At 67.2% G+C, this 25614-nt stretch carries 24 protein-coding genes and 2 pseudogenes; 15 read left to right on the forward strand and 11 right to left on the reverse strand.

Annotated elements, in window-relative coordinates; translation table 11 throughout:
* Positions 1 to 69: 69 nt before the first annotated feature.
* A complete protein-coding gene (gene amaB / locus AVMA1855_RS05460) occupies positions 70 to 1635 on the reverse strand; it encodes an L-piperidine-6-carboxylate dehydrogenase (protein ID WP_284424897.1) in 1566 nt (521 codons plus the stop codon).
* 222 nt (positions 1636 to 1857) lie between these two features.
* Here amaB and AVMA1855_RS05465 point away from each other — a divergent pair, with 222 nt between their 5' ends.
* Together AVMA1855_RS05465 and AVMA1855_RS05470 are read left to right on the forward strand one after the other, a co-directional pair.
* Complete coding sequence (locus AVMA1855_RS05465) at positions 1858 to 2772, forward strand: LysR family transcriptional regulator (RefSeq protein WP_284424898.1); 915 nt, start codon at positions 1858 to 1860, stop codon at positions 2770 to 2772.
* A gap of 335 nt (positions 2773 to 3107) precedes the next feature.
* Complete coding sequence (locus AVMA1855_RS05470; protein ID WP_284424899.1) at positions 3108 to 5825, forward strand: DEAD/DEAH box helicase; 2718 nt, start codon at positions 3108 to 3110, stop codon at positions 5823 to 5825.
* Positions 5826 to 6132: 307 nt separating this feature from the next.
* On the opposite strand, the gene AVMA1855_RS05475 is transcribed toward AVMA1855_RS05470, so the two are convergent.
* Positions 6133 to 6705, reverse strand: coding sequence for a DUF3885 domain-containing protein (locus AVMA1855_RS05475; RefSeq protein WP_284424900.1), 573 nt, complete (start codon positions 6703 to 6705; stop codon positions 6133 to 6135).
* A 225-nt stretch (positions 6706 to 6930) separates the two neighbouring features.
* On the opposite strand from AVMA1855_RS05475, the gene AVMA1855_RS05480 reads away from it, so the two are divergent.
* From AVMA1855_RS05480 to AVMA1855_RS05490, 3 genes are all read left to right on the forward strand, one after another.
* The gene (locus tag AVMA1855_RS05480) at positions 6931 to 7413 is read left to right on the forward strand and encodes a GreA/GreB family elongation factor (RefSeq protein WP_284424901.1); all 483 of its coding nucleotides are present in this window, start codon (positions 6931 to 6933) and stop codon (positions 7411 to 7413) included.
* Positions 7414 to 7488: 75 nt separating this feature from the next.
* Positions 7489 to 8061, forward strand: coding sequence for a DUF4256 domain-containing protein (locus AVMA1855_RS05485; protein ID WP_284403432.1), 573 nt, complete (start codon positions 7489 to 7491; stop codon positions 8059 to 8061).
* A 95-nt stretch (positions 8062 to 8156) separates the two neighbouring features.
* Entirely contained in the window at positions 8157 to 8621 is a 465-nt protein-coding gene (locus AVMA1855_RS05490) for a DUF6678 family protein (RefSeq protein WP_284424902.1), read from the forward strand.
* Positions 8622 to 8688: 67 nt separating this feature from the next.
* Here AVMA1855_RS05490 and AVMA1855_RS05495 read toward each other — a convergent pair whose 3' ends face one another.
* The gene (locus tag AVMA1855_RS05495; RefSeq protein ID WP_284424903.1) at positions 8689 to 9465 is read right to left on the reverse strand and encodes an SDR family oxidoreductase; all 777 of its coding nucleotides are present in this window, start codon (positions 9463 to 9465) and stop codon (positions 8689 to 8691) included.
* Between the two features lie 135 nt (positions 9466 to 9600).
* The gene (locus AVMA1855_RS05500) at positions 9601 to 10512 is read right to left on the reverse strand and encodes an NADP-dependent oxidoreductase (RefSeq protein WP_284424904.1); all 912 of its coding nucleotides are present in this window, start codon (positions 10510 to 10512) and stop codon (positions 9601 to 9603) included.
* A 152-nt stretch (positions 10513 to 10664) separates the two neighbouring features.
* Between AVMA1855_RS05500 and AVMA1855_RS05505 the strand changes: the two genes are divergently transcribed.
* Positions 10665 to 11546: a LysR family transcriptional regulator gene (locus tag AVMA1855_RS05505; protein ID WP_284424905.1), complete on the forward strand. Its 882-nt coding sequence runs from the start codon at positions 10665 to 10667 to the stop codon at positions 11544 to 11546.
* Positions 11547 to 11633: 87 nt separating this feature from the next.
* Here the strand turns inward: AVMA1855_RS05505 and AVMA1855_RS05510 are convergent, their stop codons facing one another.
* Positions 11634 to 12506 (reverse strand): IclR family transcriptional regulator, encoded by an 873-nt coding sequence (locus AVMA1855_RS05510; RefSeq protein ID WP_284424906.1) that lies wholly within the window; start codon positions 12504 to 12506, stop codon positions 11634 to 11636.
* Between the two features lie 284 nt (positions 12507 to 12790).
* On the opposite strand from AVMA1855_RS05510, the gene AVMA1855_RS05515 reads away from it, so the two are divergent.
* The 7 genes and pseudogenes from AVMA1855_RS05515 (at position 12791) to AVMA1855_RS05545 (ending at position 18847) form a co-directional block, all read left to right on the forward strand.
* The gene (locus AVMA1855_RS05515; protein WP_284424907.1) at positions 12791 to 13900 is read left to right on the forward strand and encodes an ABC transporter ATP-binding protein; all 1110 of its coding nucleotides are present in this window, start codon (positions 12791 to 12793) and stop codon (positions 13898 to 13900) included.
* Positions 13897 to 14769, forward strand: a complete 873-nt coding sequence (locus AVMA1855_RS05520) for an ABC transporter permease (protein ID WP_284424908.1) — start codon at positions 13897 to 13899, stop codon at positions 14767 to 14769. The genes AVMA1855_RS05515 and AVMA1855_RS05520 overlap by 4 nt, the downstream gene beginning before the upstream one ends.
* Before the next feature lie 11 nt (positions 14770 to 14780).
* Positions 14781 to 15575, forward strand: a complete 795-nt coding sequence (locus AVMA1855_RS05525; RefSeq protein WP_284402599.1) for an ABC transporter permease — start codon at positions 14781 to 14783, stop codon at positions 15573 to 15575.
* A gap of 4 nt (positions 15576 to 15579) precedes the next feature.
* Positions 15580 to 15870 (forward strand): annotated as a pseudogene (locus tag AVMA1855_RS05530) ((2Fe-2S)-binding protein); the annotation flags it as partial.
* Positions 15870 to 16562 (forward strand): annotated as a pseudogene (locus tag AVMA1855_RS05535) ((2Fe-2S)-binding protein); the annotation flags it as partial. The pseudogenes AVMA1855_RS05530 and AVMA1855_RS05535, both read left to right, overlap by 1 nt.
* Positions 16559 to 17770, forward strand: a complete 1212-nt coding sequence (locus AVMA1855_RS05540) for an NAD(P)/FAD-dependent oxidoreductase (RefSeq protein ID WP_284424909.1) — start codon at positions 16559 to 16561, stop codon at positions 17768 to 17770. The pseudogene AVMA1855_RS05535 and the gene AVMA1855_RS05540, both read left to right, overlap by 4 nt.
* Before the next feature lie 12 nt (positions 17771 to 17782).
* On the forward strand, positions 17783 to 18847 hold the full coding sequence (locus tag AVMA1855_RS05545) for an ABC transporter substrate-binding protein (RefSeq protein ID WP_284424910.1): 1065 nt from the start codon (positions 17783 to 17785) through the stop codon (positions 18845 to 18847).
* 23 nt (positions 18848 to 18870) lie between these two features.
* On the opposite strand, the gene AVMA1855_RS05550 is transcribed toward AVMA1855_RS05545, so the two are convergent.
* A complete protein-coding gene (locus AVMA1855_RS05550) occupies positions 18871 to 19107 on the reverse strand; it encodes an oxidoreductase-like domain-containing protein (RefSeq protein ID WP_284424911.1) in 237 nt (78 codons plus the stop codon).
* A 17-nt stretch (positions 19108 to 19124) separates the two neighbouring features.
* The gene (locus AVMA1855_RS05555) at positions 19125 to 19370 is read right to left on the reverse strand and encodes a hypothetical protein (RefSeq protein ID WP_284402592.1); all 246 of its coding nucleotides are present in this window, start codon (positions 19368 to 19370) and stop codon (positions 19125 to 19127) included.
* 80 nt (positions 19371 to 19450) lie between these two features.
* On the opposite strand from AVMA1855_RS05555, the gene ylqF reads away from it, so the two are divergent.
* Entirely contained in the window at positions 19451 to 20467 is a 1017-nt protein-coding gene (gene ylqF, locus AVMA1855_RS05560; protein ID WP_284424912.1) for a ribosome biogenesis GTPase YlqF, read from the forward strand.
* Positions 20468 to 20549: 82 nt separating this feature from the next.
* Here ylqF and AVMA1855_RS05565 read toward each other — a convergent pair whose 3' ends face one another.
* Positions 20550 to 22232 carry a hypothetical protein gene (locus AVMA1855_RS05565; protein ID WP_284424913.1) on the reverse strand — a complete coding sequence of 561 codons (1683 nt, stop codon included), beginning with the start codon at positions 22230 to 22232 and terminating at the stop codon, positions 20550 to 20552.
* Positions 22233 to 22439: 207 nt separating this feature from the next.
* Here AVMA1855_RS05565 and AVMA1855_RS05570 point away from each other — a divergent pair, with 207 nt between their 5' ends.
* Positions 22440 to 23372: a M14 family metallopeptidase gene (locus tag AVMA1855_RS05570; RefSeq protein WP_284424914.1), complete on the forward strand. Its 933-nt coding sequence runs from the start codon at positions 22440 to 22442 to the stop codon at positions 23370 to 23372.
* Between the two features lie 80 nt (positions 23373 to 23452).
* Here the strand turns inward: AVMA1855_RS05570 and AVMA1855_RS05575 are convergent, their stop codons facing one another.
* From AVMA1855_RS05575 to AVMA1855_RS05585, 3 genes are all read right to left on the reverse strand, one after another.
* Positions 23453 to 23710 (reverse strand): hypothetical protein, encoded by a 258-nt coding sequence (locus AVMA1855_RS05575; RefSeq protein WP_284424915.1) that lies wholly within the window; start codon positions 23708 to 23710, stop codon positions 23453 to 23455.
* Positions 23711 to 23845: 135 nt separating this feature from the next.
* Entirely contained in the window at positions 23846 to 25090 is a 1245-nt protein-coding gene (locus AVMA1855_RS05580) for an MFS transporter (RefSeq protein ID WP_502870269.1), read from the reverse strand.
* Between the two features lie 66 nt (positions 25091 to 25156).
* The gene (locus AVMA1855_RS05585; protein ID WP_284424948.1) at positions 25157 to 25558 is read right to left on the reverse strand and encodes a RidA family protein; all 402 of its coding nucleotides are present in this window, start codon (positions 25556 to 25558) and stop codon (positions 25157 to 25159) included.
* Between the last annotated feature and the right edge of the window lie 56 nt (positions 25559 to 25614).

A 25614-nucleotide genomic window follows, 5' to 3' on the forward strand; every position in this document is an offset into this window, starting at 1 on the left:
GCTGGGCCCGTGGGGGCCCAGGCCGGGGGGCCGTGGCGGCGGGGGATCCGGTGCGCCGCGGCCGATCGCTCAGTCGGCGATGTCGAAGGTCACGCCCTGCGCCAGAGGCAGAGCGGTGGAGTAGTTGATGGTGTTGGTCGCGCGGCGCATGTAGGCCTTCCAGCTGTCCGACCCCGCCTCGCGGCCGCCGCCGGTCTCCTTCTCGCCGCCGAAGGCCCCGCCGATCTCGGCGCCGCTCGGGCCGATGTTCACGTTGGCAATGCCGCAGTCCGACCCCGCGGCCGACATGAACTGCTCGGCCTCGCGCACGTTCAGCGTGAAGATCGACGACGACAGGCCCGCGCCCACTGCGTTATTCATGGCGATCGCCTCCTCCAGCGTGCCGTAGCGCACCACGTACAGAATGGGCGCGAAGGTTTCGTGCAGCGCCGGGCCTTCGTGCTTTGGCAGCTCCACCAGCGCCGGGCGCACGTAATACGCCTCGCTGCCCGCGATGTCCTCCACCCGGTCGCCACCGTGCACCGTGGCGCCCAGCGCGCGGCTTTGCGCCAGCGCCTTCTGCATGCCCTCGAAGGCCGGCCGGTCGATCAGCGGGCCCACCAGCGTGCCGGGTGTGCGCGGGTCTCCCACCTGCACGCTGGCATACACCTTGGCGAGCTGGGGCACCAGCTGGTCGTAGATGCTCTCGTGCACGAACAGCCGGCGCAGCGTGGTGCAGCGCTGGCCCGCCGTGCCCATGGCCGCGAAGGCGATGCCGCGCAGCGCCAGGCCCAGGTCGGCGGTGGGCGCCACGATGGCCGCGTTGTTGCCGCCCAGCTCCAGGATGCCGCGCGCAAAGCGGGCCGCCAGGCGCGGGCCCACGGCCCGGCCCATGGCGGTGGAGCCCGTGGCCGACAGCACCGGCACGCGCGCGTCATCCACCAGCACCTCGCCCAGGTCGCGCTGGCCGATGATCAGCTCCAGCAGGCCCGCGGGTGCATCGGCGCCGAAGCGGGCGATGGCGCGCTGCGCGATCGCGTGCGTGGCCAGCGCGGTGAGCGGGGTTTTTTCCGACGGCTTCCACACCACCGGATCGCCGCACACCAGCGCCAGCGCCGCATTCCACGACCACACCGCCACGGGAAAATTGAACGCCGAGATCACGCCGCACACGCCCAGCGGGTGCCAGGTTTCCATCATGCGGTGGCCGGGGCGCTCGGTGGCGATCGTCAGGCCGTACAACTGGCGCGACAGGCCCACGGCGAAGTCGCAGATGTCGATCATCTCCTGCACCTCGCCCAGCCCCTCGGACGGCACCTTGCCCGCCTCGATGGTCACCAGCAGGCCCAGGTCGGCCTTGGCCGCGCGCAGCTCTTCGCCCAGTAAGCGCACCAGCTCGCCCCGCCGTGGCGCCGGCACATTGCGCCATGATTGAAAGGCCGCGTGCGCCCGCCCGATGGCCGCCGTGGCTTCGGCCGCGCTGTGCTGCGGCACCGCGCCGATCGTCTCGCCTGTGATCGGCGAGCGCACGGGCAAGCTGCCGCCCGTGTAGGCCGTGCGCGGCACGCCCAGGCGTTGCAGCAATTGATCGACCTCCGCCGAGACGGCGGGGGCGGGCGTGGCGGGTGCGGAAGGGTTGGTGGCGTTGGCAGACATGGCGGTAGTGCTCGCAGTCAAAAAACAAGAACGGTAAAACGCGACGAAGAAAAGAAGCAAGAAAGCGTGCGCCAATATCCCCCAATCGCGCCCGTCTGCATAGCAAAATAACGGAACGACTTGATGTAAAAATGGAATCAAGTCTTGGGTTGGTAAAAACCCTTGCCCTAGTCGAATCTGCGCTGGCTGGCAATGCCCTGCGCAGAGTCATTCCCTTGGAGCATGACCTTGCTGCGCCGCGCCTTTCTCCCCTCCATGGCCGACCTGCTGGCCTTCGAAGCCGCCGCCCGCCACCACAGCGTGTCGCGCGCGGCCGAAGAACTGCACCTGACCCAGAGTGCCGTCTCGCGCCAGATTCGCCAGCTGGAGGCGCAACTGGGCACCGCCCTGTTCCACCGCGTGCGCCAGCGCGTGGTGCTCACCGACGCCGGCCGCGTCTATGCCGCCGACCTGCAGGGCGTGCTGCAGCAGCTGTCGGCCATCACGCAAAAAGCCATGGCCTTCAGCAGCACCGACGGCCTGCTCAACCTGGCCGTGCTGCCCACCCTGGGCACCCGCTGGCTCATCCCGCGCCTGGGCGGCTTCATGGCGCTGCACCCGGAGGTGACGGTCAATTTTGCGGCGCGTTCCGAGCCGTTCGACTTTGCCGGCACCCCGTTCGACGCCGCCATCCACTTCGGCACGCCCCACTGGGCCGGGGCGGTGTGCGAATACCTCATGCACGAAGAAGTGGTGCCGGTGTGCAGCCCTGGCTACCAAAGCCAGCACGGCATCCACACCCCGCAAGACCTGGCGCGCGTGGTGCTGCTGCAGCAGAGCACGCGGCCCACGCAGTGGTCGGAATGGTTCGAATTGGTGGGCGAGCCGACCAGCCTGGCGCTGCGCGGGCCACGGCACGAGCAGTTCGCCATGATTGCGCAGGCGGCGGTGTCGGGGCTGGGGGCGGCGCTGCTGCCGCGGTTCTTGATCGAGCCGGAGCTGGCGGCGGGGAGCCTGGTGGAGCTGTCGGATACCGTGCTGACCAGCGGCGATGCGTATTACCTGGTGTATCCGGAGGCGCGGGCGGAGGCGCCGTTGGTGAAGGCGTTCAGGGATTGGGTGGTGGGGGAGAGTGGGGGAGTTAATGTGAGAAGTTAGGTTGGCCTGAAGAAACTATCAGTCCCAGAACTAAGATTTTGAAGAATCAGCGCCACAGAAATCGAAGGTTGGTGATCTAACGGGCCAGCCGGGAGGCTTCGTCTTACGGGACGCAGCCCAGGCCCATTAAAAAGTCCCCGCGGCGGCGATTCCCAACGCAGCCATTGAAGACCATCGGTATTGGACGATCGCTTCACCCTGAACCGGGCGCTTATGCCCGCAGCGACAGGCTCATATCGACCCGGAGCGACTTTCATAAAGTTGCAAAGCACAAATTGGTCGCCCGTTCTTTTAACGCGAGCCATACTTCTCTTAACAACTGCATTAAGGGATGTATGGTTTCGATTCATGTGGGAGACGAAGAGAAGACCGCGGAGATCAGCGACTGGGCGATTTTCTGGAGCGACAAGTACGAAGCCTTGCAACTGACCTGTTCCTACACATCCAAGAAAAAATACACGTACCCGCTTTGCGAGTGTCGCGTTGCTCCTATCCGTGAGCTGGGCGAGATGATGTTGACCAAGCTTGGCAGCAAGATCGTCAAACCCATCGCTAGGGCGACGATCTATGGCGAGCGGTATGCCGTCGTTCAGTATCCCGATGCCAACAAGCCATATATCTACAAAATGGACAGCATCGGCCTGGACGCGCCGACGACCATAAAGGATGCTCCGGTCTTTCAGTATTTTGCGGCTGTAGCGAACTCCCGGATGAAGCGCGCTGCTTCGAAGACCGACTATGAGATTGCGGCCAATGTTGTGCGCCAACTGGGGCAACTGCCTGCCAGTGCCGACACCGCCTTGCAAGCCTATTGCACTGGGCGCAACGGTGCGCTGAGGCCGGGCCAGGGATTGATTTATCCGTTCGGGCTGAACGAGAGTCAGCTTACGGCTGTGGAGCAAGCCTTTCGCTCACAAGTGAGCGTGATAGAAGGCCCGCCAGGAACCGGAAAGACTCAAACCATCTTGAACGTCCTTGCCAATATCTTGCTGCGTGGGCAAACGGTGGCGGTGCTGTCCAACAACAATGCAGCGGTACAAAACGTCTACGAAAAACTGGAGAAAGTTGGCCTGGGCCACTTGATCGCCAAACTTGGCAATCAGGTCAATCGCAGCGACTTCTTTGCGGACCTGCCTGCATGGCCCTCGGATGAGCCTGAGTGTGCGCCGGCTTTGGAAGAGATTCAGGAGTTGCTGGCTCGCGTAAAACAGCATTTGCATGACCACAATCGGGCGGCGCAACTGCAGGTCGACATCGATGAGCTGCGCGTTGAGCGGCGTTATCTGTCGCGGTGGCTTGAAGAGAGTGGCGTGCAGTCCACCGCCTCAGTGAATAAGTACGGGCTGAACCCGCGCAAGACTGCAGACCTGATGGCCTACCTGTCGCATCTTGGCGAGCAGCGCATCCGCCTCAAGGACCGCATTGAGCTGCTGTTCAATTTCAGGATTTTTCGCGCCAAGCCTTTCGCCGAGGGTGATGCACGTCTGGCTGTGTTTCACGCCCTACAAATGCACTATTACGACAAGGCGTTGCAGGACAAGGAAGCGGAGCTTCAGGCGTGCCGAGAGTCACTCGCTCGCGGCAATTTCGATGTCTCGCTGGAGGCCTTGAAGACAGCGTCGATGCGCCACCTGAAGCAGCACCTGCAACGTCAGAAACGTCCGCTGGACTGCTTTGATGCGAAGACGTACCGGCGACAGTTCGATGCCTTCGTGAAGCGCTTCCCGATCCTGGGTAGCGGCACGCACTCCATCGTCAATTCGATCGCGCCGGGGGCGATCCTCGACTACGTGATCATCGACGAAGCCTCGCTGCAGGACCTCGTGCCGGGCATCCTGCCGCTGGGTTGCGCAAAGAACCTGATCGTCGTTGGCGACAGCCGTCAGTTGGCACATATCCCCGTGGTGCTCGGCCTGCGGGCGCCTGCCGAGGCCTACGATTGCGAGCGCTACAGCCTGCTCGACTCTTGCATCGGCGTGTTCAAGGGGGCGCTGCCGAGGACGCTGCTGAAAGAGCATTACCGCTGCCATCCCAAGATCATCCAGTTCTGCAACCAGCAGTTCTACGACAACGCGCTAGTGCCGATGACCAAGGACGACGGCGAGGAGCCCCTGCGTTTGGTGGTGACTGCCAAGGGTAACCACGCTCGTCAGAATACCAACCTGCGAGAGCTGGACTCGCTGGTCAAGCTGCTCAGCGAAGAAGAAGAGCCCATCGGACTGGACGGCGACGGGCGTGGGTTCATCGCCCCGTTCCGGGCACAGGTCAACTTGTCCAGCACGCGTTTGCCGGCGGATTTCGTCAAGGACACCGTGCATAAGTTCCAGGGTCGAGAATGCGACGAGATCGTTTTCTCCACCGTGTTGGACAAGAAACGCTACAACCAGGCACGTCCACGACTGGATTTCATCGACGACCCGCGTATGGTCAACGTGGCGGTGTCGCGGGCCAAGCACCGTTTCACTCTGGTGACAGGCGACGAGGTATTCACCGGCAATAACGGCCACATCGCTGCCCTGATGCGCTACGTCACCTATTACGCGCAAGACGAGCAGATCGTGCGTGCCCCTGTGGTGTCGGCCTTCGACCTGCTTTACCGTGAATACGACCAGTCTCTGGCACGCTTGAACGCCCGATTGCGGCCTGAGGATTCGCGTTACAAGTCCGAGCAGATCGTGGCGCAGGTGCTGCGCGAGGCCCTGTCCGTCCAGGCGTGTCAAGCCTTGATGTACCACGGCCAAGTAAAGCTGAATCAGGTTGCATCGCCCAGCGACCCGAACATGACAGAACGCGAGCGCGCCTTCATGTCGCGTGCAAGTTGCGATTTCGTGATTTATTTCAAGGTAGGCAAGACCCCTTTGGGGGTGATTGAAGTCGATGGTGGCCGCCATGACAAACCGGAGCAGGCAGCGCGGGACGCATTGAAGAATCACATCTTGGCGAAAAGTCACCTTCCCATCCTGCGCCTGCGCACCATCGAGAGTGGTATCGAGGAACGAATCGCCGGGTTTCTTGCAGCATGGGCTCATACGACCGCCGACGAGGCTCTATGACCGTCGTTCCCCACGTACTCGCCAACCCGAAATCCCTTAGCACTTGGAATGTCTGCAGCATGCTTGAGTCGTCGTGGTTCTCGATCGAGCCACAGTTATTTTTCGCAGCTTGTCGGATCGCCTCAGTTCTTCCCGCCATGGCAACGTGGCGCCGCCAGTGGACCTGCGCTGGACAGTTATTGGGGAAATGTCGACCTGTTCGCGGGGTTCTATCCTGGTCGCCGCATACTGATTAGTGGTTTCAAGGTCTGTCACGTATGGCCAATTTCGGTTGAGACGGATGTTCGCTTTGGCCACAAGCCGTCTTTCATAGACCGTCCGGACGGGGCGATAGCCAGTCCGTAAAGCGGGCACGAAGCTCTTCGGGTGCGATGGAGCGCGTGAAGACGTCCATCCCACCGTCGTAGGGACAGAAAATGTTTTTTGTCGCCGGAGAAACAAACGTGATGCCCACCACTTTCCAGTCTGCGAGTAGGCGAATCGCAGCTTCGAAAAAATCGGGTTTCCAGTGGGAAACCAAAGCCCGGACATACATTCGATCCTCTTCGTCCTGCCCAAGACTTTCGGGCTGCATCACAGCAACGGCCTCTCTGAATTGGCGCCCGGCAAGCTGATGCTTGGCCTTTCCACGCAGCCTGGCTTCCTCGCCAAGCGCGCGAAAGACGTACAAGGGCTCGTTGTCGCTGAAGAGCGCCGATGCGACGAGACAATGTCGATGTTCAATTTCGGCGTATTCGTCCAGCGACTCAGCGTACCGCTTCGATTCAGGGAGTGAATGAAACCGCACCCATTGCGCGCTGAGAGCGCGACGCAGAAGATGCCCGCGAGGCGCAATCTCACCGAACTCAGAATGCCACCAGGCAAGGGGATCAGGGCGCATATCTGTCACTCTATCCGAGCGTCTTTTGTTGATGGAGTCGCCTGAGTGAGGCCAATGCCAAGTGTCGGGTGATTGGTCAGTTCTGCCAATGGCTTAGCCGCTTGAGCTGCGGCATCGCTCCCATCGCTGAAGTTGGCCTGTGGCCAACGGAAGCGTTCGAAGTCTGTCGGAGCCCTTCACAATCAAGACCTGCCCACCGCTCGTTCGACATGCCTCACTTTGATCATGGATAAATTTTTGCTGCAGCAGCAGGTGTTGGAACGGCTCGCAGAAGACCTGCTGCAAACCGAGCAGGCAATGCGGGCGGCCCATGAAACGGCGACCCACGAAGAAAACATCGCCGAGAACAAATACGACACCTTGGGGCTTGAAGCCGCCTATCTGGCGACCGGCCAGGCTCGGCGCGCCGAGGCCATCCGCCAGGCGCTGGCCCATTGGCGCCAATTTCGCCCGCGCCCCTACGACGCCAGCAAAGGCATACAGCTCGGCGCGCTGGTCTGCCTGGTCGATTCCGACGACAAGGAGCAGCAGATCTTTCTAGGCCCGGATGGGGGCAGCATGAAGTTGGTCAGCGGCGGTCAGCTCGTTCAGGTCATCAGCTGCGAAGCCCCTTTGGGCAGGGCCATGCTGGGTAAATGCGAGGGGGATGAAGTGTCGATACAGGTCGCTCCGAGCCGGCAGCAGTTTGAGGTGCTGCGGGTGCACTGAGCCGTTGTGAGGTCAAGCAGAATCAACACGAGGTCAGCGGACGCTCAGACCTCATGCACGCATCCGCTGGCAAAAATGATGTTCAAACAGGAGTGGAGCGACGTGAAAACCGACCAGGGCGACCTCATCCTCGAAGCATTGCAGCAGCGGTTCCAGCAGAACACTCACAGGCACCCGGGTGTCGATTGGGCCCACGTCCATGCGCGTTTGCAAAGCAACCCCGAAAAGCTGAAGGCGCTCCACGCCATGGAGGCCACAGGAGGCGAACCCGATGTCATCGGAACAGCGGATGCCACTGGCGCCTGCGTTTTCTGCGACTGCGCCGCTGAAAGCCCCCAGGGTCGCAGGAGCCTCTGCTATGACGCAGCGGCATGGAATGCCCGCAAGCAGAACAAGCCAGAGAGCAACGCGGAGGACGTGGCCGCTGCCATGGGGATTTCGCTGTTGACGGAGGACCAATACCGGACGCTTCAGCAGTTCGGGGAGTTCGACCGCAAGACGTCCAGCTGGGTTGCCACGCCGCCGGAAATCAGACAACTCGGCGGTGCGCTGTTTTGCGACAGGCGTTATGGCAGGGTCTTCGTGTACCACAACGGGGCCGAGTCTTACTACGCTGCCCGAGGGTTCAGGGGCTCGGTGAGCGTGTGAGGCAGCCTTTGAGTTGGCGCGCAGCGATAGAAACCCGGACCTGCTGCAGGCGTCGTTATCGTGGCGTGCATCGTTGCCTGCGACTGGACTGAACGATGGAAATTTTGGAGGGCCATGTGACCCGTCTGTGCAAATGGGATAGCAAGGCAATGCCTCGCCCAACCGATGAAGACATGAAGCGCTTGTCAGCCATGGTCCAGCGCGGGGAGCTGTATCCGGCGCTCAATCACACCAAATGGGCGGAGCTGCGTGCCGAGATGCTCGCGGCACCGGGCGAGCAGCATCCCCAGTTCCGGGGTCGCAGCGTTTTCGCGCCACCGGGGTTCTGCACTGCATGGGACGGCGAGTTCTATTACCATCTTCATCCGGTCGCGGAGTGGGAGTGGATCGAACTTCAAGCGGCCTCGGTACAGTGGCTGCAAGAGGTCCTCAAGCGCCACGGCATTCCCTATTCCGTGGAAGCGGGAGTCATTCGGGTGTGGGGCTACACGCGGCCTGGGCCGCAGCCAGATTGGCGTGAGAGGGGCGGCGGTCCATCACCGAAGTCGAACGCTGTCTGACAGGTGGACGGGAAAGGCCCCTGGCCGCGCCGTTGCACACATTGGCGGCAAAGATCGCTCGCCCGGCTCAGTGGTCCCGCATCAAATCCACCGACTTGCCCAACTGCGCGAACATGAAATTCGGTGCGATGCGCGATGCGATCTTCAAGACGTTGCTCAACCCCGGCCGAATCTCGAGCTTGTCTGTCCGCAGCCCGGCCAAGGCATGTTTCACCAGGGTTTCGACCGGCATCGGGGTGACGCCGCCCACATCTTCCTTCGTGAAATCGCCCGAGAACAGCGAGGTATCCGTGCCCGGTGGCGCCAGTTCGAAGACCTGCACGCGGGTGCGTTTGAGCTGCAGTCGCAGCGACCGTGTATAGGCATGCAGGCCCGCCTTGGTCGCGCAGTAGATGGGCGCGATGGCCATGGGCACGAAAGCCAACCCCGAAGACACGTTGACGATCGCCGCGCGCGGCTGCTTTTTCAGATGGGGCAGGAACATCTGGTTGACCCAGAGGGTGCCTTTCAGATTCGTTTCGACTTCCTGGGTCAGGGCTTGCAGATCGTCCGTAGGGCTCTGGAGATTGATCTTTCGCATGATGCCGGCGCAGTGGATGACGACGTTCAGTGCCGGAAACTCCTGGGGCAGCGTCTGGTGCATCGCGCGGATGGACGCGGGGTCGGCCACGTCGCAAACCCGGGTGTGGATGCCGGGTAGCGAGCGGCTCACGGCCGCCAGCTTGGTGGGGTTGCGGCCGGTGACGATCACGGTGTTGCCGAGGTGCAGAAGCTGCTTCGCCAGTTCCAGCCCGATGCCGGACGAACCGCCGGTGATCAGGACGGTGTTGTTGCTGATGTCCATGGTGTGGCCTTGTTGCCTGACGGTTGAAGGTGGAGGTTGACGGTCGTTGGATTCCGCACGCAGCCGTCCAGGCGCCGCTTGGGAAATCGATGGGGTTGAAAGAGGCCAGGCCGTGAGGGCCCGGCCTGCGATCCGTCAGTGCATGGTGATGACGAGCCGTCCGGTCACATGGCCTTGCGCGCTGAGTTCATGCGCGGCGGCGATGCGGTTGAGCGGAAAGGTCTGCTCGACCGGCAAGGTGAACGCGCCGGCGGTGAACAGCGATGCCGCACCCGCCAGCGCCTTGCTGGCCAGGGCCGCGTCCATGGGTTCGAACGAGGTTTTGGCGCCGTGTTGCGGGGCCGACAGGTCGGAGATCGACAGCACTTTCGATGCGTCGCCGGTGATCGCCACCAGTTCCGGAATGACGCCGGAGCCGGCAATGTCGAGTGCGGCTTGCACGCCTTGCGGCGCCAGGGCGGCCACGCGATCGGCCAGCCCGGGCCCGTAGGTCGTCGGGGTGGCGCCCAGCGAGCGCAGGTAGTCGTGCTTGGCAGCGCTGGCGGTGCCGATGGTGCGGATGCCGGCGGCTTTGGCCAGCTGGATCACGGCCGACCCCACGCCCCCGGCGGCGCCGCTGACCAGGAGCGTCTCGCCCGGCTTCACGCCCACTTCGGCAATGATGCGCGTGGCCGTTTCGACTGCGACCGCGTAGCCTGCGGCTTCTTCGAAAGACAGCCCCTGGGGCTTCGCAGCCCATTCCTGCAGGACGGCGTATTCGGCCATCGTGTCGATGCCCTTGCCGAAGACGGCGTCGCCCACGGCCACGCCGGACACGCCTTCGCCCACGGCATCGACGATGCCTGCCGCGTCGAACCCGCTGCCGGCGGGCATGGCGATGGGCATCATCGCGTGCATGTAGCCGGCTCGCAGTTTCCAGTCGATCGGGTTGACGCCTGCCGCCTTGACCGCGATGCGCACCTGGCCGGGGCCGGGCGCGGGCTTCGCGATGTCTTCGATGGCCAGAACCTCTGGGCCACCGTATTGGTGAAACCGTACTGCTTTCATGGGGGCATTCCTTGCTGATGGGGTGAAGGGAGCGGGCAGTGAAGGGGGCCGTTTGGCGGCCAGTGCTAGCCCACGCCGTGATTGTTCAGTGGCTCAGGAATGGTGCATAGTCCAAGAAATATGGACATGGCGTCTCATCAATGGAACAAAGCATGGACATCACGGCATTGGCGGACTTCAACCGGGTGGCGACCCACGGCGGGTTCGGCAGCGCCAGCCGCGCCAGCGGCGTGCCGAAGGCCACGCTGTCCCGCCGCGTGCGGGCGCTGGAGGATGCCCTGGGCGTGCGCCTCGTCGAGCGGGGCACCCGCAAATTGCAGTTGACGCCGGAGGGCGCCATCTTGCATTCGCGCACGGCCGATCCTTTCGGCGAGATCACGCAGGTGGTCGATGAGCTGAAGTCCGGCATCGGCCAGCCGCGCGGCGTGCTGCGCGTCAGCACTCCGGTGCTGTTCGCGCACGTGGCGATGGGACAACTGGGCGCGGAATTTTTGCGCGCGCACCCCGAGGTGCGGCTGGAGGTCACGGCGGAAGACCGCCTCGTCGATCTGGTGGGCGACGGGTATGACATCGTCGTGCGCTTCAATCCGCGGCCGGACGATACGCTGGTCGGCCGCTGTTTTTTGCGCGATCAGTTGCTGCTGGTCGCGCCGCCGGATTGGCCAATGCCGCCAGCGAATGCCGCAGCGCCCGGCGGCGGCATCGAACTCCCGGCGGTCATGCGCACGGGTCGCACCGTGGCGAGGCCCTGGACGGTGGTCGACCAGGCCGGCAACGTGCGCACGTACCTGCCCAAGCCCCTGTTGCGCTACTCGACCCCGCTGCTCATTCGAAACGCGGTGCTCGCGGGCGCAGGCCCGGCCCTGGTGCCACGCACCGCCGTGGCGCCGGACCTGGCCGCCGGGCGCATCGTCGAGTGGGGCGTGGTGCAGGGGGCGGAACCTGAAGGCTGGGTGCTGCACGCATCACGCCGGCTCGTGAGCCCCAAGGTCACCGCCTTCGTGGATTTCCTTTGCGATCATTTCGCCGCCTGAGGCGGGCAGGTGGGGCCAGGCGCTCTGCACCGCGCATTTTTTTGGGAATGCGATGCTTGTTGATCCGTTTCGACGGGCCTGAGCCGGTCAGTCGGATGCGCCCACGCCGGCCGACCGGTCCGCGCCGGGCAAGAACTGCTGCTCAGCCGGCGAACTCGCCAGACTCTGCGCAGGTCGCCGCAGCGTGGCATCGAACGGGTTGATCTTCGGCCCGATGGCCGCCGCCTCGCGCTTGAGCAACTCGACCACGGTCGGCATGCGGTCGGTATTGAGCCGGTCGGCGATGGTGCCCACGCTCAGGGCGGCCACGGCCCGGCCTTCCCGGTCGCAGATGGGCACGGCCACGCCGGCCATGCCTTCCAGCAGGCCCGTGTTGCGTCCGGCATAGCCCAGCTGGCGCACGCGCTCGATTTCGGTGCGCAGGTACACCTCGTCGAAAACGCCGTACTCCCGCACGCGCGAGAGGTTGAAGCGGATCACTTCTTCCCGCTCGGCCTCGGGCAGAAAGGCCAGGATGGCCAGCGCGCCCTGGCCCACGCCCAGGGCCACGCGGCCGCCGATGTCGCCGGTGAAGGAGCGGATGGGGAAGGGGCCTTCGCTGCGGTCCAGGCACACGGCGTCGAAGCCGCTGCGCACCAGCAGAAAGATGCTGTCGCCCAGGCTGGCGCACAGGCGCAGCAGCACGGGCCGGCACAGGCTGCGCAGGTCGCCGGGGTTGCCGGCTTTGGCGGCCAGGGCGAAGAAATCCATGCTCAGGCGGTACAGCTTGGTGCGCTCGTCCTGCTCGGCCATGCCTTCGGCCACCAGCGATTGCAGCAAACGGTGCGTGGTGCCCTGCGTGAGGCCGACCGCGCGCGCCAATTGGGTGACCCGGCCGCCCTCGGCCTGCACGGCCGACAAGGCCCGGATGACCGCGAACACGCGGGGGACGCCGCCCGTGGCGGTGGCTGGTGCTTGCATGCATCGCTCCTGTGGAATTTTGGGTTCAATGGATCGGCATGATATTTCATTGAATGGAATAAATTCAAGAAAAGTTCTGATTAATGGAATACCAGAAGTGCCTTGGTTTGTTTATTGCAATAGAGTGAATTGAAATCAGCGGCTGCTTCAACTTTGCGCGGCTGGCGCACCACCCGGGTGCACCAGGGCAGGAAGGCGGTGGCCGGTGCCGCTCTACAGCAGGTTTGCAAGCATCGGCAGGGCCCGGCGGCCCGCGCGATGCAGCTCCCGGAAAGGCTTCTTCCATGTCGTTTCTCAAGCTCGCGGATGTCACCAAGTTCTATGGCAGCACCTGTGCGGTGTCGGCCATGAACCTCACGGTGCAAAAGGGGGAGTTCGTCTCGTTGCTGGGCCCCTCGGGCTGCGGCAAGACGACCACGTTGCAGATGGTGGCGGGGTTCGAGGCGGTGACCAGCGGGCGCATCGAGCTGGACGGCCGAGACATCACCCATGCCAAGGCCAACACGCGCGGGCTGGGCATCGTGTTCCAAAGCTATGCGCTGTTTCCGCACATGACGGTGGCGGCCAACGTGGCCTTCGGCCTGGAGATGCGCAAGATTCCGAAGGCCGAACGCGCGGAGCGCGTGGCCCACGCCCTGGCGCTGGTGCATCTGGAGCAGCACGCCACGCGCTACCCGCGCGAGCTGTCGGGCGGGCAGCGCCAGCGCGTGGCCCTGGCGCGTGCTTTGGTGATCGAGCCGCCGGTGCTGCTGCTGGACGAGCCTTTGTCCAACCTCGACGCCAAGTTGCGCGAGGAGATGCAGTTCGAGTTGCGGCAGATCCAGCGCAAGGTGGGCACCACCACGATCATGGTCACGCACGACCAGAGCGAGGCGATGTCGATCAGCGACCGCGTGGTGGTGATGGAGGCCGGCCGCGCCACGCAGATCGACCACCCCCACCGCGTGTACGAGCACCCGCGCACGCGCTTCATCTCCACCTTCGTGGGCAAGGCCAATCTGCTGCCCGGCAAGGTGACGCATGCCAACGGCACGCACACGCATGTATCGGTGGGCCCGCTGGCGGTGGAGGTGGATGGCCCGCGCTTTCGTCCCGGCGCCGCCGTGCTGCTGAGCGTGCGCCCTGAAAAAGCCCAGCTGGTGCCCGCCGTGCAGGGCCGGCTCGATGGCGAGGTGTGCGAGCGGTTCTTTCTGGGCAGCCAGTGGCTCTACCGCGTCGGCACGCCGGTGGGCGACCTGATGGTGCTCGCGCCCAACGACGGCCGCGCCGCGCTGGCCGAGGGCGAGCGCACGGGTGTGGATTGGCCCGACCACTGCATGCGCCTGCTGCCCGCCGACGAGGCGGCCCTGGCCGAGCTGGAGACCGAGGCCGCCGCGGCCGAGGTGGCGCCATGAGCGTGGCTGCCACGTCGCTGCAAAGGAAGGCCGCGCCCTGGTGGCTGTCGGGCCCGGCGCTGGTGATGTTCACCGTGCTGCTGCTGGTGCCGCTGGCGCTCACGGCGGTGCTGTCGTTCAACGCGTTCGACCCGGCAACCGGCGTGAAGGCGAGCGAGTTCACGCTGGAGCACTACGCGCACGTGTTCACCGACTCGTACTACCACGCGATCTTCTGGCGCACGTTCTGGATCGCGGGCGTGGTCACGCTGATTTGCGTGGCCATCGGCGCGCCCGAGGCCTACATCCTGAGCCGCATGGGCAACCCCTGGCGTTCGATTTTGCTGCTGGTGGTGCTGGCGCCACTGCTGGTGTCGGTGGTGGTGCGGGCCTTCGGCTGGAGCATGCTGCTGGGCCCCGAGGGGCTGGTGAACGGTGCGCTGCAGCTCTTCGGCATCGGCCCGCTCAAGATGCTCTACACCGAGGTCGCCGTGGTGGTGGCGCTGGTGCATGTGATGCTGCCGTTCATGGTGATCCCGGTGTGGACATCGCTGCAAAAGCTGGACCCGGGCGTGGCGAATGCCGCGCTGTCGCTGCAGGCCACGCCGTTCACCACGCTGCGGCGCATCGTGCTGCCGCAGGTGATGCCGGGCATTTTGTCGGGCAGCCTGATCGTGTTCGGGCTGGCGGCCAGCTCGTTCGCCATTCCCGGCCTGCTGGGCGGGCGGCGGCTCAAGATGGTCGCCACGGTGGTGTACGACGAGTACCTGCACGAACTGAACTGGCCGCTGGGCGCGGCGATCGCGCTCACGCTGCTGGTGGCCAATCTGGTGGTGATGCTGAGCTACAACCGCCTGGTCGAGGGCCGCTACAAGAAAGCGCTGGGTTGAACATGGCGACCATGAACAAGAACGGCCCCATCGCCTTGGCGTTCAACGCCCTGGTCATCACCTTCATGCTCGCCCCGCTGGTGGTGGTGTGCATCGTGGCGTTCACACCGCACAACACGCTCACGCTGCCCACCACCGAGTTCTCGCTGCGCTGGTTCAGGGCGGTGTTCGAGCACCCGGACTTCATGCAGTCGTTCTGGAACAGCCTGTGGCTGGCGCTGGCCTCGGCCACGCTGGCGACCGTGCTGGCGGTGCCTGCGGGCATCGCCATCACCCGCTACGAGTTCGCGGGGCGCGGGTTCTTGAACGGACTGTTTCTGTCGCCGCTGATCATTCCGCACCTGGTGCTCGGCGTGGCGCTGCTGCGCCTGTTCGCGCTGACGGGCGGCACGGGCAGCTTCGGCTGGCTGGTGGCGGCGCATGCGCTCATCGTCACGCCCTACACGCTGCGGCTGGTGGTGGCGGCGCTGGTGGGGTTCGACCGCAGCGCCGAGCACGCGGCGCTGTCGCTGGGCGCCAGCCAGGCGACGGTGTTCACGCGCATCACGCTGCCCATGATCCTGCCGGGCGTGACGGGGGGCTGGTTGCTGGCGTTCATCAACAGTTTCGACGAGGTGACCATGTCGATCTTCGTGACCTCGCCCAGCACGGTGACGCTGCCGGTGCGCATGTACATGTACGCCACCGAATCGATCGACCCGCTGATGGCCGCGGTGTCGGCGCTGATGGTGGCCCTCACCGCCTGCGCCATGGTGCTGCTGGACCGGGTCTATGGCCTGGACCGCGTGCTGGTGGGGCGCAAGTAACGCCATGGCTGCAACCTCCACCGCATTGCTGCACCGCGTGGCCGAAACGCACCGCGCGCCCTTGTCCTTCACTCTGGACGGCGAGCCTGCCACGGCCTTGCAAGGCGACACGGTGCTGACCGCCATCCTGACCCACCGCGCCCGGCTGCGCCGCAACGAGTTCAGCCACGAGCCGCGCGCGGGGTTCTGCCTCATGGGCGCCTGCCAGGACTGCTGGGTGCAGACGGCCGGCGGCGAACGGCTGCGCGCCTGCTCCACCTTCGTCGTGGCCGGCATGGCCCTGATCACTGGCGAGGACACGGGTGGAGCGACGGCCAGCAGGAACACACCGTGCCCTGCGACGCGGTCGGCTTCGGCTACGCCCTGCGGTCCGAAACGCAACTGGCCGACCTGCTGGGCTGCCGCTTCGCCTGGGCCCCCCTGCAGCGCGCCCACTTGCCCGAGCGCGACAGCGCAGGCCGCTCCAGCGTGCCGGGCGTTTACCTGGCGGGCGATGGCGCCGGTATCCAAGGCGCGGACGCCGCCGAGTGGGCGGGCGAGCGCGCCGCGCTGGCGTTGCTGGCCGACCTGGGCATGGCGGTGGACCCGGCCCGCGCTGCCACCCTGGAGCGCCAGCTGGCGGGCCTGGTGAGGTTCCGGCGAGGGCTGGAGCGGGCGTTTCCTTTCCCTGTCCACTGGGCGGCGCAGGCGCCCGACGACGTGGTGGTGTGCCGCTGCGAGCACGTCACCGCGGGCGAGTTGCGGGCCTGTGCCCGCGATGCCGGGGCCGACGAGATGAACCGCTTGAAGGCGCTGACCCGCGTGGGCATGGGCCGTTGCCAGGGCCGCATGTGCGGCGTGGCCGCCGCTGAAATACTGGCGCATGCCACGGGCCGGCCGGTGGAGCTGGTGGGCCGCCTGCGCGGGCAGGCGCCGATCAAGCCCATTCCGATTCACCTGCAAGCCCGCGCTGCAGAGCAGGGCGGCGCCGTGGAGCCCGCTGCATGACCGCCGCCCATACGACAGCGATCCGCACCGTGGACACCGACGTCGCCATCGTGGGCGGCGGCATTGTCGGCGCTTCGGCTGCGCTGGCGCTGCGCCGCCGGGGCGTGGCCGTGGTGCTGCTGGAGCGCGACCTGTGCGGCTCGCGCTCCAGCGGCGTCAACTACGGCGGCGTGCGACGGCAGGGCCGGCCCTTGAGCCAACTGCCGCTGGCCCAGCGCGCGCACGGGATCTGGGCACGCCTGCCCGAGCTGGTCGGCACCGACGGCGAGTACCTGCGCAGCGGGCATTTCAAGATCGGGCGAAGCGAGGCCGACATGGCTGCGCTGGAGCAATACGCCGACCTGAGCCGCGATTTCGGCCTCGGCATTCAACTGGTGTCGGGCGCCATGCTGCGCGAGCGCTGCCCCTGGCTGGGCGGTCGCGCCGTGGGCGGGTCGCTCTGCCCCGACGATGGGCAGGCCAATCCGCGCCTCGTGTCGCCAGCGTTCGCGCTGGCCGCCCGTCGCGCGGGCGCGCAGATTTTCGAGCGCACCCCGCTGACCGAAGTGGTGCACGACGGGCAGCGGTTCACGCTGCGCTCGGGCACCGCGCTGCAGGTGCGCGCGCCGGTGCTGCTCAACTGCGCGGGCGCCTGGGCCGGGCCGCTGGCCGCGCAGTTCGGCGAGGCGGTGCCTCTGCATTCCGGCCACCCGGCCATGGCGGTGACCGAGCCACTGCCGTTCTTCATGCACTGGAGCCTGGGCGTGGAGGGCGGCGGCATCTACTGCCGCCAGGTGGCGCGGGGCAATCTGGTGCTGGGCGGTGGATCGGGCTTTGCGGTGGATGCCGATCGCGCCCGTTCGGAGCGCAGCGCCATCGCAGCGCTGGGCGTGCAGGCGGTGGAACTGCTGCCGGCCCTGAAGAACGCGCACTTCATTCGCACCTGGAGCGGCACCGAGGGCTACCTGCCCGATCGCCAGCCGGTGCTGTCGGCGAGTCGCACCACGCCGGGGTTGATTCACGGCTTCGGCTTTGCCGGCGCGGGTTTCCAGATCGGCCCGGCCGTGGGCGAGGTGCTGGCCGAACTGGCGCGCGACGGACGCAGCACCACACCCATCGAAGCCTTCGCCATCGACCGTTTCGGCATGCAAGCGGCGCCCGAATCGGACCGCCCGCCGCGGAGCCCCGCGCCGACTGAACCGACCCCCGCCCCCTCCGTTCCCCACTGAAAGGAAAGACCCATGACCTTCGCCACCCGCTTCCTGCGCCCGCTGCGCCGCCCACTGGGGGCAGCCGCCGTGCTGGCACTCCTTGCCACCGGCGCCGCCGCGCAGACCAAGACGCTCTACATCGGCATGAACGGCGGCACCATGGAGAAGGCCTATACGCAATACGTCTTCCCGGCCTTCGAGAAGCTGCATGGCGTGAAAGTCGTGGTGGTGCCGGGCACGTCCTCCGACATCCTGGCCAAGGCGCAGGCCAACAAGGACAGGCCACAGATGCACGTGATGTTCCTGGACGACGGCATCATGGTGCGTGCCATGGGCATGGGCCTGTGCGAAAAGCAAAGGCCCAACCCCAACCTGGCCGATCTGTACCCTGCGGCGCGCTTCAAGGACGATCTGGCCAGCGGCGTGAGCGTGGGCATGACCGGCATCGCCTACAACACCAAGATGTTCGCCGAGAAGGGCTGGGCGGCGCCCACGTCGTGGATGGACTTCGCCGACCCCAAATACAAGGGCAAGGTGGTGTTCCAGTCGATGCCGTCGTCGTCGTTCGGGTTGCACGGCTTTTTGATGTTCAACCGCATCCAGGGCGGCAACGACAAGAACGTGGAGCCGGGCTTCAGCAACTGGGCCAAGACCATCGGGCCGAACGTGCTGGAGTACATCCCCAGCTCGGCCAAGATTTCCGAGATGGTGCAGACGGGCGAGGCCGCGATCTTCCCGCTCACGCCCACCGCGGTGGAGGCTCTCAAGACCAAGGGCATTCCGGTGGAATACGCCCAGCCCAAGGAGGGCTCGGTCGTGCTGCTCACCGCCCAGTGCGTGATCGCCAGGAACAGCGAGCCCGAACTGGCACAGAAGCTCGCCGAGTTTTTGTTGAGCCCGCTGGCGCAGGCCAACGTATTGCAGTTCGGCGCGCAGATCCCCACCAACCCCAAGGCCCCCGCCGTGGGCGAGAGTGCCGGGCAGGTGGCCAAGATCAACCAGTGGATGAAGAACGCGGTGACCCTGGACTGGGACAGCGTGAACGCCAGCTGCCCCGCATGGAACGCGCGCTGGAACAAGACGATCGAGCGCTGAGGTCGAAGGCGGTCGGGGTGCCGTCAGCCCGGTGGGGCGGCTTCGGTGGCCGCGGCTTGCAGCGCCTCCAGCGCATCCTGCCGCCACCATTCGGCCGCGGCGTAGAAGCCCTCCCAGACACAGCCGTTGCAGCCGCGGCCGCAGCAGGTGGTGGGCTCTGCCGGGGGCGGGCGCAGCGCCACCGCATGGGCCTGCGCGCGGGCCTGCAGCGCGGCGAACCCGGCGCGTGCGCGGTCCAGGTCGGTGGCGACTTCGGTCATCGCATCGTCCCGCGCCCTCAGTAGCGGCGGCGGCCCCCATAGCGGCGCATGGCGTAGCGCACGAGGAACGCGCCGCCCAGCACCAGGGCGAACCAGCCCACCAGGTAGGCCTGCCGCATCATGTCCGCCACGCTGGACGACCGCGCCACGTAGGGTGCCAGCAGCACGATGAGGCCGATGAGCGCGCAGGTCACGCCCTTGAACAGCAACTCCTTGTCGTGCTTCTGATCGGGGCGGTGAACGGGGGGTGGGGGAAGGGGCATGTAGGCCAGTGCGGAAGGTGAAGACAGGGCCGATTATCCTTGTCGCCCTCGAACCCCCTCAAAAAAGCGAAAGACTCTCCATGGCCATCCAGTGGTTTCCCGGTCACATGCACCTCACGCGCAAGGCGATCGGGGAGCGCATCAAGGACATCGACGTGGTGATCGAACTGCTGGATGCGCGCCTGCCCGGCTCCAGCAGCAACCCGTTGCTGGCCGAGCTGACCGGGCACAAGCCGGCGGTCAAGGTGCTCAACAAGCAGGACGTGGCCGACCCCGCGCGCACGCCGCTGTGGCTCGACTGGTACAACGCCCGGTCGGAGACGCGCGCCATCGCGCTCGATGCCTCCGAGCCCGCGCCGGCGCGGCGCCTCATCGACGCCTGCCACCAGCTGGCGCCGCAGCGCGGCGGCATGGCCAAGCCGATGCGGGTGCTGATCTGCGGCATTCCCAACGTGGGCAAGTCCACGCTCATCAACACGCTCAGCAAGAAAAGCCAGGCCAAGACGGGCGACGAGGCCGGCATCACCAAGCTGGAGCAGCGCATCACGCTGGCCGACGACTTCTACCTGTGGGACACGCCCGGCATGCTGTGGCCGCGCATCACCGTGCCCGAAAGCGGCTTCAAGCTGGCCGCCAGCGGCGCCATCGGCCGCAATGCCTACGACGAGGAAGAAGTGGCGCTGGAGTTGATCGGCTACCTCAAGCAGCACTACGTGCCGCTGATGGAGGCGCGCTACAAGCTGGGCCTGCCGGCGGGCGCGGTGGGCAACCTGCAGGACGAAGAGATCCTGGAGGCCGTGGCCCGCAAGCGCGGCGCCATCATGGCGGGCGGGCGCGTCAACCTGCAAAAGGCGGCCGAGCTGGTGATGACGGACTTCCGCACCGCCATCCTGGGCCGCATCACGCTGGAGACGCCCGAGGAGTTCGAGGTCTGGCAGGCCGAGGGCGCCCGGCAGGAGGCTCTGCGCGCCGCCAAGAAGGAAGCCCGGAGCCGCAACAAACGCGGCAGCCGGGGTGGCGACGATGGCAATGGCCCGGACGATTCGCAGGCGCCGGAGAGCGATGGCGATGGGGGCGGGGACGGCGGCGGGGATTGAAGCCCGGGCCTGCCGGTTTTGAGTCAAAACGGGCCCATGCCTTAGTATCGATTGCCTGTATTGCTATTAAATGGATAGCAAATCAGGCGGTATCACGGCTCTGCGCCGTACCCCCGTCCGCCGCATGCAGGCGCTGCTCCAGCACTGTGAACCAGCGCAGCAGGCGCGCCGCATGGTCCACGGCGTGGCGCGGCAGCGGGTGGCGCGGATCGGACTGCCGCTGGGCGCAGGTGATGCGCACCACCGGCGGCGCGCCGGGGGCGGCGGCCTCGATCTCCAGCTGGTAGGCGGCGTGCGCGTCGTCGGGTGCGTCGCCCGGCGCCTCGGTGCCGTTGCGCCAGCTCAGCTTGAGGGCCAGGCCCCAGGGCTCGCCCTGGTACATGCAGGGCTGGCGCACGCCGACCCACACGTCGCCCTCCCACCAGCCGTTGCGCTCGGTGCCCCACCAGTCGTTGTATTGCTCGGTGAACACCGGCAACCGCGCCAGTGCCTCGATGCGCTCGGGGGACAACGCCGCCTCCAGCCGCCGCCACACGAGGTGGCCGGCGCGTGACTGGGCCGCGGCCCGGCGGGCGTGGTCGAGCACGCCGTGCCATGCGCGCAGGCAGGCCTGCAGCGCGGCGGGGTCCCCATCCTCGGCCAGCGGTTCCCAGGGGCCGGGCACGCCTGCGGCATAACGCCGGTGCATGACGGCCAGGCCGTCGCTGCGAGGCGGTGGAGGCGGCGCGCGCAGGCGGGCGGTCAGCCGCTGCCACCAGCCCTGGCGTGCGAGCCCGTCGTCGATGGACAGGTGAAAGTCCCAGGTCTTCCATACGGTCATGAACAGGCCGTCGCCATAGGTGTCGCCCTCGTCGTCCACATGCTGGCGGCACAGCAGGAAGTCGGTCTGGCCGAACCAGCCGGTGGCTTTCTTGTGGGCGGCATCGAGCAGGCGGGAGCGCAGCAGCTGGCGCAGGTGGCTGGCGTGCATGGCGCCGCCCGGGCACAGCGCGGTGTCGCTCGCCAGGTCGGCGGCGGTGGCGTCGGGGCTGCGCAGCACGGGCCGGCCGGCTTGCAGCGCGGCCCGCACGGCGGCGCGGTCGGGCAGGGCGCCCAGGCGGCCGTCCTCGCCCACGGCCAGGCCGTGCAGGCACGCGGGATTGAAGACGGCGGCCAGCGGCTCCGCAGAGAATGCCGCCAGGTCCTGGCCGCCGAACGGGGCGCCGAAGGGGTAGGCCACCCGGTCCTCGCGGCCCGTGCGCAGGCCGTAGCCGCCGGTGAACAGCGCCACCTGCGCGCCGAGCGAGCCGCCGACCTCCAGGCTGGGCCCGGTCGCACCCGCCTCGGCCGGATCGGTACCGCCGCCCCACAGCAGCCCGTCCACTTGCAGGTCGCCGGTGATGACCACCGGCATGCCCTCCAGCACCCCATGCCCCCAGTGCGCGTCACCGCACACCACCAGGGCCGGAGCGAACCTGCCCGGTGCGGGGGCGGTAACGGCACCCGCCACGTGCAGGCCGCCCTGCACCAGCAGCAGTGCGGGTGCGGGTGCGGGGGCGCCGGCAGGCAGGGCAAAGGCATCCGCCAACGTGCCGGGCGGCCAGGGCGCTGTCCCGTCCCAGGCCAGTTCGGGCAGCGAAAGAGGGCCTTCCACGCAGCACACCAGGCTGGCGGCCGCGAGCGGCGGGGCTGCGCCGTGCGCCTTGGCCAATGCCTCGCGCCAGCCGCCGGGCCAGCGCGCATGCGCTTGCGCGAGCGAGAGCCACGTGATGGAGGGCGGGGTCATGGACAGGGTATGGGTTGCGCGGGCGGCCCCCAGGGCGGGGCCGGTGCCGGCGATCGTACAAGAGCCCCATTCCGGTGTCCGGCATGGCGTGACGGGGACTGCGCCGGGCGCTGCATAGGCCGCGCGGTGCGGCTACGATGACCGGCTTCCCCACCACCTTCACCCGGACGGGCCGCCGCAGCCGATGGCGCCCTCCGCCGCACCGCGATGACCCTCACCCCGCCCCTGTTCGAAGTCCTGCCCCGCGACCTGTCCGCCTACCGCGAGGGCAACACCGGCGTCCCCTACGTACACCGTTTCGCCTCGGGCCAGCCCGGGCCGCACGTGCTCATCAATGCGCTCACGCATGGCAACGAGATCTGCGGCATGGTGGCCGCCACGCACCTGCTGGACAGCGGCGTGCGCCCGTTGAAGGGCACGCTCACCATCAGCTTCGCCAACGTGCAGGCCTACGAATCGTTCGACGAAAGCCGGCCGTTCGACAGCCGCCAGATCGACCATAACCTCAACCGCGTGTGGTCGGCCGCCGAGCTGGACGGCAGCCTGGACAGCATCGAGATGCGCCGCGCGCGCGAGCTGCGCCCCGTGGTGGCCGCGGCCGACCACGTGCTGGACATCCACTCCACCAGCCAGGACGTGGAGCCGTTCTGGGTGTACCCCGCCTATTCGCGCAATACCGAAGTGGCCTGCGCCATCGGCCTGCCGGGCGTGCACCTGCTCATGCCCAGCGGGCTGGGGTCGGGCACGCCGCTGATCCAGCATGGCCGCCTGGGCGAGGCGGGCGGTGCGGGCACGGGGCTGGTGGTGGAGTGCGGGCAGCACTTTTTGCGCTCGGCGGGCGAGGTGGCCACCACGGCGGCGCTGGATTTTCTGGGGTATTTCGGGCTCATCGAACGCGAGCGCCCTGCGCCCGGTCCGCAGCGCCGCTATGAGCTGCTCCAAACCTGCATGGTGACGACGCCGGAGTTCCGCTTCACGCGGCCGCTGGTGGGATTCGAGGTGTTTGCCGAGGGCGAGCTGATCGCCACCGACGGTGCGCAGGAGATCCGCGCGCTGTGCGACGGCTGCACGGTGATGATGCCCACGCGTGCCCCCATCGTGGGCCGCGAGGCGGTGTACCTCACCCGCCCGGTGCCCTGAGCCTGAAGTTGGCAATGGCGTGCAGCGGCGGCGGGGGCAGCCGACGCTGCAGTGGTTGGGTCAGGAGATGACGGGGGAGATCAGGCGCTCGCCGGGGCCACGTGGCCTTCCTGCTCCGCCTGGCCGCCCTTGGGCAGGATCTTGCCGTCCTGCACGTAGAGCTCGTACTGGTCGCGCGGCATGGCGGCCAGGCCGGCGGCGTCGTTGTCCGCCGTCCAGCTCAGTGTCACGCTGTCGGGGGCGTGGGCGAGTTCGACCGGGCCCTCGGGAATGGCGATCGGCATGCCGTCGCCTTCGCGGTACGTGACTTCTCCGCGGATGGTGGCGTGTTGCTTCATGGGATGGTCCTCCTCGGGGTTGCGGGGGCTGCACGGAACCCGCGCAGCTGAAACCCATTACATGGCAGTCGCCAGCGCCGCCGTGTCGGACCCGTTCCCGAATTGCTGCGGTGCAAGAATCGCCACCCGAGCGCGTCAGGCCGCCGGCGCGGCCGGAGCCCGCGCTCCCCGCGCCAGCCGGGCGTCGTGCACCATCGCCAGGGCGTTGAGCCCCGCCACCCCCGCACCGGCCAGACATGCGGCGCTCCACCCGCCGCGCTGCCAGGCGGCGGAGCCGAGCGCCGAGCCCAGCGCGGCCCCGGTGAAGTAGGTGGTCATGTAGACCGCGTTCAGGCGCGAACGGGCCTCGGGGGCCAGCTGGTAGATCACGTTCTGGTTGCTGATGTGCACGCCCTGCAGCGCCAGGTCGATCGCCAGCATGCCCACCAGGAACCACGCGATGGACGTGCCCCCCAGCCACAGCGCTGCCCAACTGGCCAGCACCAGCAGCACCGACACCCGGGTGGTGAGCTGCTCGCGCCCCTGGTCCGCCAGTCGGCCGGCCACGTTGGCCATCAGCGCGCCGGCCACGCCCGCCAGGCCGACCAGCCCGATGTGCGCATCGCCCATGCGGTGGGCGGGGCCTGCCAGCATCAGGGCCATGGTGGAGAACAGCACGCTCACCGAGGCGAACGACAGCCCGCCCAGCAGCGCCCGGCTGCGCAGCCGCGGGTGCCGCCGCGCGAGCGTGCCCAGCGAGCGCAGCACCTGCCCATAGCTCGGCGGGTGCGGGTTGCGCAGCGTGGGCAGGGCGAACCACAGCGCAGCGGCCACCACCAGCAGGGCCACGCCGCCCACGCGGTAGACCAGGTTCCAGCCGCCCAGGCCCGACAGCAGGCCGGCCACGCTGCGCGCGGCCAGGATGCCGGTGAGCAGCCCGCTCATCACCAGGCCCACGGCCTGCCCGCTGCGCCCGGGCGCCGCCAGCGCGGCCGCCATGGGTACCAGCACCTGCGCCGCCACCGAGAACAGCCCGGTCATGAGCGTGCCCAGCGCCAGCAGTGCGAAGCGGTCGGCGAACCCGCTCAGGAACAGCCCCGCCGCCGCCAGCACCATGAGCGTGGCGATCAGCCGCCGCCGTTCCAGCTTGTCGCCCAGCGGCACCAGCAGCAGCAAGCCGACCGCGTAGGCCACCTGCGCGAAGGTGACGGTCAGCGCGGCCGTGCCTTCGGACACCTGCAGGTGCACGGCGATGGAGTGCAGCAGGGGCTGGTTGAAATAGTTGGCGCCCGCGCACAGGCCGCAGGCCACCGCCATCAGCAGCAGCACGGGGGTGGACAGGCCCGCCGACGTGTCGGGGCGGGAGGAGGATGGGGCGGCGGGCAGGGTGCGGTGTGGCATGCGGTGCGGGATTCTCGGTGTCGGGCGCGACGGTGGAGGGATGGAGTGTGTGGAAGCGGCGGCCGGTCAGCCGGCAGGCACGTAGGCGAGGGCTTCGATCTCGAACAGCATGCCGTCGAGCGCCAGGCGCGGCACGGGGATCAGGGTGCAGGCGGGTGCCGGGGCGCCGGCCCACATCGCCATCAGGGCCTGGCCGAAGGTGTGCAGCCGCTGCTCGCTGTGGTCCACGATGAGCACCGTGAGCCTGGCCACGTCCCGGGGCCGCGCGCCGGCGGCCGCGAGCGCGGTGCCGAGGTTGGCCAGGGCCTGGGCGACCTGCGGCGCGAAACCGTCGGCCAGCCGGCCCTGCGCATCTTCACCGCCCTGGCCGGCCACGTGCACCGTGCGCGTTGCGCCTTGCACCACGGCCAGGTGCGAATAGCCATTGGGGCGCGGGTCGTACAGCCCGTCCGGGTTGAGGAAGGACAGGGCGAGCGGCGCGGCGCGCTGGCCGCCGGGCGGCGGAACGTACGCGGCCGCGGCCG

Origin of the sequence: Acidovorax sp. SUPP1855 (genome assembly GCF_030158955.1) — a bacterium.
Lineage (GTDB): Bacteria > Pseudomonadota > Gammaproteobacteria > Burkholderiales > Burkholderiaceae_C > Paracidovorax.

What these genes read in the sequence shown, in the direction of transcription:
- AVMA1855_RS05520 (WP_284424908.1), top strand. Translation starts at nt 13,897, where the DNA reads ATGAGCGTGGCTGCCACGTCGCTGCAAAGGAAGGCCGCGCCCTGGTGG.
- ylqF (WP_284424912.1), top strand. Translation starts at nt 19,451, where the DNA reads ATGGCCATCCAGTGGTTTCCCGGTCACATGCACCTCACGCGCAAGGCG.
- AVMA1855_RS05565 (WP_284424913.1), bottom strand. Translation starts at nt 22,232, where the DNA reads ATGACCCCGCCCTCCATCACGTGGCTCTCGCTCGCGCAAGCGCATGCG.
- AVMA1855_RS05580 (WP_502870269.1), bottom strand. Translation starts at nt 25,090, where the DNA reads ATGCCACACCGCACCCTGCCCGCCGCCCCATCCTCCTCCCGCCCCGAC.
- AVMA1855_RS05515 (WP_284424907.1), top strand. Translation starts at nt 12,791, where the DNA reads ATGTCGTTTCTCAAGCTCGCGGATGTCACCAAGTTCTATGGCAGCACC.
- AVMA1855_RS05510 (WP_284424906.1), bottom strand. Translation starts at nt 12,506, where the DNA reads ATGCAAGCACCAGCCACCGCCACGGGCGGCGTCCCCCGCGTGTTCGCG.
- AVMA1855_RS05475 (WP_284424900.1), bottom strand. Translation starts at nt 6,705, where the DNA reads ATGCGCCCTGATCCCCTTGCCTGGTGGCATTCTGAGTTCGGTGAGATT.
- AVMA1855_RS05555 (WP_284402592.1), bottom strand. Translation starts at nt 19,370, where the DNA reads ATGCCCCTTCCCCCACCCCCCGTTCACCGCCCCGATCAGAAGCACGAC.
- amaB (WP_284424897.1), bottom strand. Translation starts at nt 1,635, where the DNA reads ATGTCTGCCAACGCCACCAACCCTTCCGCACCCGCCACGCCCGCCCCC.
- AVMA1855_RS05465 (WP_284424898.1), top strand. Translation starts at nt 1,858, where the DNA reads ATGACCTTGCTGCGCCGCGCCTTTCTCCCCTCCATGGCCGACCTGCTG.
- AVMA1855_RS05540 (WP_284424909.1), top strand. Translation starts at nt 16,559, where the DNA reads ATGACCGCCGCCCATACGACAGCGATCCGCACCGTGGACACCGACGTC.
- AVMA1855_RS05575 (WP_284424915.1), bottom strand. Translation starts at nt 23,710, where the DNA reads ATGAAGCAACACGCCACCATCCGCGGAGAAGTCACGTACCGCGAAGGC.
- AVMA1855_RS05490 (WP_284424902.1), top strand. Translation starts at nt 8,157, where the DNA reads ATGGAAATTTTGGAGGGCCATGTGACCCGTCTGTGCAAATGGGATAGC.
- AVMA1855_RS05470 (WP_284424899.1), top strand. Translation starts at nt 3,108, where the DNA reads ATGGTTTCGATTCATGTGGGAGACGAAGAGAAGACCGCGGAGATCAGC.
- AVMA1855_RS05550 (WP_284424911.1), bottom strand. Translation starts at nt 19,107, where the DNA reads ATGACCGAAGTCGCCACCGACCTGGACCGCGCACGCGCCGGGTTCGCC.
- AVMA1855_RS05480 (WP_284424901.1), top strand. Translation starts at nt 6,931, where the DNA reads ATGGATAAATTTTTGCTGCAGCAGCAGGTGTTGGAACGGCTCGCAGAA.
- AVMA1855_RS05495 (WP_284424903.1), bottom strand. Translation starts at nt 9,465, where the DNA reads ATGGACATCAGCAACAACACCGTCCTGATCACCGGCGGTTCGTCCGGC.
- AVMA1855_RS05545 (WP_284424910.1), top strand. Translation starts at nt 17,783, where the DNA reads ATGACCTTCGCCACCCGCTTCCTGCGCCCGCTGCGCCGCCCACTGGGG.
- AVMA1855_RS05525 (WP_284402599.1), top strand. Translation starts at nt 14,781, where the DNA reads ATGAACAAGAACGGCCCCATCGCCTTGGCGTTCAACGCCCTGGTCATC.
- AVMA1855_RS05500 (WP_284424904.1), bottom strand. Translation starts at nt 10,512, where the DNA reads ATGAAAGCAGTACGGTTTCACCAATACGGTGGCCCAGAGGTTCTGGCC.
- AVMA1855_RS05505 (WP_284424905.1), top strand. Translation starts at nt 10,665, where the DNA reads ATGGACATCACGGCATTGGCGGACTTCAACCGGGTGGCGACCCACGGC.
- AVMA1855_RS05570 (WP_284424914.1), top strand. Translation starts at nt 22,440, where the DNA reads ATGACCCTCACCCCGCCCCTGTTCGAAGTCCTGCCCCGCGACCTGTCC.
- AVMA1855_RS05485 (WP_284403432.1), top strand. Translation starts at nt 7,489, where the DNA reads ATGATGTTCAAACAGGAGTGGAGCGACGTGAAAACCGACCAGGGCGAC.